General features: G+C 70.7%; 3 protein-coding genes and 1 pseudogene. 3 read left to right on the forward strand and 1 reads right to left on the reverse strand.

The window, feature by feature from the left end; genetic code table 11:
- Positions 1 to 865: 865 nt before the first annotated feature.
- Together AB0J57_RS34745 and AB0J57_RS34750 are read left to right on the forward strand one after the other, a co-directional pair.
- Positions 866 to 1,372, forward strand: coding sequence for a hypothetical protein (locus AB0J57_RS34745; RefSeq protein WP_366132418.1), 507 nt, complete (start codon positions 866 to 868; stop codon positions 1,370 to 1,372).
- 41 nt (positions 1,373 to 1,413) lie between these two features.
- Positions 1,414 to 4,305: an ATP-binding protein gene (locus tag AB0J57_RS34750; RefSeq protein ID WP_366132419.1), complete on the forward strand. Its 2,892-nt coding sequence runs from the start codon at positions 1,414 to 1,416 to the stop codon at positions 4,303 to 4,305.
- Positions 4,306 to 4,722: 417 nt separating this feature from the next.
- Here the strand turns inward: AB0J57_RS34750 and AB0J57_RS34755 are convergent, their stop codons facing one another.
- A complete protein-coding gene (locus AB0J57_RS34755) occupies positions 4,723 to 5,169 on the reverse strand; it encodes a DUF1772 domain-containing protein (RefSeq protein ID WP_366132420.1) in 447 nt (148 codons plus the stop codon).
- Between the two features lie 90 nt (positions 5,170 to 5,259).
- Between AB0J57_RS34755 and AB0J57_RS34760 the strand changes: the two are divergent.
- Positions 5,260 to 5,345, forward strand: a pseudogene (locus tag AB0J57_RS34760) (TetR family transcriptional regulator); the annotation flags it as partial.

The raw sequence follows: 5,345 nt of genomic DNA on the forward strand, positions 1-5,345 counted from the left end.
GCGGGCGCGGGTTCCGCAGCGCTGCGCGCTGCGCCAGCGAACGGCCTCGCTTCGCTCGGCCGTGAGACGCCTCCCGCTTCGCGGGAGGCTAGGGATGCCTGCCTCGCTTCGCTCGGCGAAGCCCCGCTTCGCGGGGCGACCGGCTCGCTTCGCTCCCCGGCCCCGGCCTAGTGGCTCTGGCGGTGATTTGTGGACGGCATGTTGAGCCTGCGTCAGGTACCCGGTCCGCTTCGCTCCCCGGGTACGCCCGCTGGCGCGGGCAGCAGTAGTGAGGGAAGTGTGGGCTGCTGGCCGGCGTCAGGGCTTGGGTGACACGCCTTCGAGTAGGTGGCCTTGCAGCGCCAGGGTTCACACCCGTAGCACGATGCTTCATTTTAAAGGTGTGGATGGAATCTGGTACAGGGCGGGCGCAGCGCTGCTCGTGCCTGCCGGCGACACGCACAGCGTCAACTTGTTCCGCTCAGCTACGTCAGCGGGACCTGACCAGCCCTCATCCAACTCACTGTCAGAGGAGCTACGTGGTCGGGCGCGGGCTGATGGTTCCTTGGGCGCATCGGTCCGCGAACCACGCGACCCGCGGCCTGTGTGGCATCAGGTCCCGCTTCACATGTGCGGCGAACCGCCGCAGCACGACGACGCGGCAGGGTCCCGGGGCGGCGGCGTTGTGCGAACGGCCGTCCTGGACCGCTTCGGTGTGCCAGAGTGCGTCGGGATCGCCGCACGCGGCGCATGGACCTGGGGGGCACCATGGGGGTATGCAGTACTTTTTGCCAGCCGTGACGCCGCTCAGCGGCGCGGATCGCGGGCCCGGTGTCAATCCTGTGGAATGCGAGGTGGTGTGCCGCGCGGTGCACTACCGTCTCGTATGTCGAACACGGTGACGAACGGGGACGGTTGGATGTTGGCGGAGGGGCTGGCCGCGCTGGCCGCGGCCGGAGGCGCGGCGGTCGTCCAGGCGGCCGGGACCAGCGCCTGGCAAGGCTTGCAGCAGTCGGTCGCGCAGTGGTTCGCCCGGGGCGACGGGGAGCGTGAACGCGTCGAGCTGGAACGGCTCGACCGTAGTGCGGCCGCGCTGGAAACCGCACAAGACGACGAACGGGTCAGCGTGCGCAGCGGGCAGCAAGGGGCCTGGCAGGCCCGCTTCGAGCAGGCGCTGGAGAACTTGAGCGACTCTGAGCGCGAGGAGGCCGCCGAGATCCTGCGGGCCCTGTTGCAGACGCACGCCCCGGCGGACGCAGCGGAGGCACCTGCCGACGGCCCGACGATCCGCGGTAACGTGGACATCCGGGCCGATCACGGTTCCGCGGCAGCGGTGCAGATGCGTGACGTCACCGTCGGAACCCCTCCGCAGCCGGGTCCGCAGCAGGGCTGAGCGGGCTCGGAGGCAATCAGGCCCCGCACGTCACGGCAGACGTGGTCATCTCGGCCACCACGGGCGGATTCGCGGTCGGGCACGCCGACAGCATCACGTACTACGCCTCCGCGCCGGAGCCCGGGGACGGTCACCGCGCCACGCGAACGGGCGGCCCGGATCACCGGCTCGGCTCGTACCTGCGAGCCGTCCGGTCGGCAGCCGATCAACTTCCGCATCCCGGGCTGGCGCCGGAGCTCGACGCGCCGTCACTGGCCGATGTCTACGTGCCGCGGCGCATCTCGGCCCGGGCCGCGCGGGCTCCCGCGGCCGCCGAACAGGTCTTCACCGGCGACGACTCGATCCGGGTCCTGGTGGCCGGACCGGGTTACGGCAAGTCGACGCTACTGCGGCAGCACCTGCTGTCCGCCTCCCGGCACCTGCTGACGACGGAGGCCGACCCCGCCTCCTCGGCACTCGCCTTCCCGGTGCTGATCCGGGCCGGCGACCTGGTCGGCGCGCCCCTGCTGGCGCCCGCCATGGCGCACGCGGTGACCGAGGAGTACGGTCCCTTCGGGCTGCGCGAGGTGTTGACCGAGGACTTCTTCCGCCGCCCTCCGCGTCTCGGCGCGCGGTGGCTGGTGATGGTCGACGGCCTTGACGAAGTGCCCGACCGGACGGCCCGGCTGTCCCTCCTCGACCGCCTTGCCCGCGAAGCCGGGCAGACGGACACGCCCTACCGGTTCCTCGTTGCGACCCGTCCCCTGCCCGGCGGCGAACTCGACCGGCTGCCCCGCGCCGCCGACCACTTCACACTGGAGCCCTTCACGGACGACGACGTGCGCACCTACGTGCACAAACGTCTGCACGCTCTGCCCGATGCCGACCGTCACGTCCGGGCGTTCCTGAACGGTGTCCGCCGGACCCGGCTGGAGGAACTGGCCCGCATCCCGCTGATGGCCGCCATGCTGTGCCATCTGTACGAGGCCGACACCGATCGCCCCCTGCCCGACGGCCGGGCCGGAGTCTTCCGGTCCTTCGTCGAACTGCTCTACGAGGAGAACGTCCACAAGGGCGTCAGCGACCTGCACGACCGTGCCATCCACACCCTGGTCAGCCGCTATCAGATCCCGGAGGACCGCCGCACCGTCGAGAAGGCCGCGGAGCACGCCCGGGAACACCTGCCGGTCCTCATCGATTACCTGGCCCACGAAAGGATCAGCGGGAACCGGGCTCCGGCCACCGCGATCCTCACCGCGCACCCGCACGCCCGACGACCGGACAAGGTCAAACCACCGCTGTGGGACGCGCTACTGGCATCGCTGCTGCGCTCCTGCGGCCTGTTGGCCGGCCAGGGCGGCGACGTCGAGTTCCTGCACCGCACCCTCCTGGAGTACCACGCCGCGCGTCACGCCACCCGCGACCCTCAGGCCCGCACGCTGCTCTTCGACCGGCTGTTTCCCGCACAGCGGCTGCGCGACAGACTGCGCCGGGCGAGTCGGCGAAGGTCCGGCATCAAGCCCCTGGATCCGCTGGGCCTGGAACCGTCCTACCTGGGCTTCCTTCTCGACGCGCTGCTGGCCTCGGAGGGGCCGCTGGCAACGGCCACACTGCGGGCCATGGAGGACCTGTTCGGATCCGCCGAGATCACCGGATACCACCTGCTCAAGGCGCAACTCCAGCTCGGCAGCAGCCTCCCGCGGCCGAAGGCCGCACAGTGGCTGACCGCGTTCGCGAACAGCCCCGCCGTGGACGACCGCAATCGGGTGGAGGCCGCCTGGGACCTCGCTGAGCTGGAGGGCCACCTCGACGACGGCGCGCGGCTGCTGACCCGTCTCGCCGGTGACCGCGCGCTGCAACCGGACCACCGCAGCTGGGCCGCCGAGATCCTGGCCGGGCTGGAGGGCCACGAGATGACCGGTGCCACACTGCTCCTCCAGCTCATCGAGGAGCTGGCACCGAACAACGACCCCTACAGCCTTCTCGGCACCGCCCGGGTGCTGGCCCGGCTCGACAGTCATGGCTTCCTCGGGGTGCAGCTGCTCACCGAGTGCGCCATGGACCCCGGGACCGAGGACGACATCCGCTGCATGGCGGCCCACTGTCTCACCGAGCTGGACGGGCACCGCGAGTCCGGTGCCGCGCTGCTCCTCGACCTCGCCCAGTACGGCTCCGTCACCGCTGCCCAGTACCTCTCCGAGATGGACCAGCCCCACCGGGAGGACGGAGTGGGCCTGCTCACCGCCTTCGCGGGAGACAGCGCCACGACACCGGATGACCGGGCGGAGGCTGCCATGGCACTGGCCCGGGTGGCCGGCTACGAGGATCGCGCCGCCCGCCTGCTCACCGAGCTGGCCCAGGAGTCGCTGCCCGGAAGCCACTCCCACCTGACGGCCGCCGAGAGACTGGCCGAGGTGGACACGGAAGCGGCCGCGGAACTGATCCTGCCCGTCGTGACCGGCCGTAGACTCCATCCGGACAACCGGCTGCGCGCGCTCCGACTCCTGGCACGCTCCACCACCCACCAGGGCGAGGCTGCTCGACCGCTCGCCGACATCGCAGCCGACACGACCAAAGAGGCGCACCACCGCATAGACGCCGCTGCGGCGCTGGCCGAGCTGGCCGGGCACCGCGAGGAAGCGGTCGTCCTGCTCCTCGGCATCGCCCGGGACCGCGGCGTCCAGGTTTGGGACCGGATCACCGCGGCCTCCAAACTCGCCGAGTGCGGAGAAGAACGCTCGGCCGAACTCCTTTCGGCCTTCGCCGCGGATCCCACGGCTCCCTCGGACGCCAGAGCTATGGCCGCGCGCTCCCTGGCCACGCTGGACGGCCACCGCGCCACGGGCTTGCGGCTCCTGGCCGCGTTGGTCAACGACCCCCGGGCCGACACGGCGCATCGGACCAACGCCGCGACCTCGCTGACCACTCTCGACCTGTACCGGGTCCGTCGATGACATGTGCCCGGCTGATCGGCAAGGAACGGCGCAGCGGCCCCCTCGTCGCCCACCATGGCGCCGCCCGGAACGCACAGGTCCCGCTTTAGCCATGGTGTGGGCGCGGGGCACGGGCCCCTACCGCGCGGCCGGCGCCGGGCGAGTCGGCGGCCCGAGTGCTTCGTACGGGTTGTCTCTCCGTGATCGGTGAACCGGCGGGCCGGGCGGGGCCGTCAGTCGGGGCATGGAGGTCAATGAGCAGCACATCGCCGAGCCCGGGCCCGTGGTCCTGAAGATGGCCGCTGCGGACGAGGACACCGAGTGGGGAGTGGCCACCGGCGCGGCCTCGGCCCGCGGGGTCCCTGTATATCGACGGCTCTTGCCCCGACGGGGTGAGCCGGAGAGAACGAACCAGTGCATGTCGGGGCAGCGGTGGTATCAAGCGAGGGCGGCGACCAGCAGGGTGAACGCGGCGACGATGACCGCGACGCGAACGTAGTGATAGCGCTCCCAGCGGCTCAGCTGCTCCTTCCAGTCAGCGGGCCGGTTCTCGGGGGTCCACGTCTTGCCCCGGTTGTTGATCGGGACGAGCAGCAGGATCGACATGACCACGCTCAGGATCAGCAGTCCGGCGGCGGTGACGACGAGGCCGGCGCCGTGGTGGTGCCATCCGGCGACGGCCCAGATGCCGACGAGGACGAGCGAGCCCATGTACCAAAACGGCATCACGGCGCCGAGCATCCGGCCGCCGTGAGCGTGGCCGAGCTGGCCGCTGTCCCCGGGAAGCGCGTTCAGGATCCGGTTCATGATGAAGGCGACGGAGAACTCCACCCCCACCATCAGGCCGACGACGACGGTGGTGACGACCTGGAGCGTGCTGAGCATGACAACCCCTCCATGGACTAGCATTGCTAGATGATGAGGCAACGCTAGCACTGCTAAGGCTCGATTGTCTAGCGATGCTAGGATCGATTCATGTCGGTAAAGGAACGCAAGGAGCGCGAACGGGCGGAGCGCGAACGCCTCATCGTGGCGACAGCCCGCGAACTCGCCGAGCAGCA

Origin of the sequence: Streptomyces sp. NPDC049837 (assembly GCF_040674455.1) — a bacterium.
Classification (GTDB): domain Bacteria; phylum Actinomycetota; class Actinomycetes; order Streptomycetales; family Streptomycetaceae; genus Streptomyces.

Bases quoted from the DNA above. Each gene is read 5' to 3' on its own strand.
- AB0J57_RS34745 (WP_366132418.1), top strand. From the start codon at position 866: ATGTCGAACACGGTGACGAACGGGGACGGTTGGATGTTGGCGGAGGGG.
- AB0J57_RS34755 (WP_366132420.1), bottom strand. From the start codon at position 5,169: ATGCTCAGCACGCTCCAGGTCGTCACCACCGTCGTCGTCGGCCTGATG.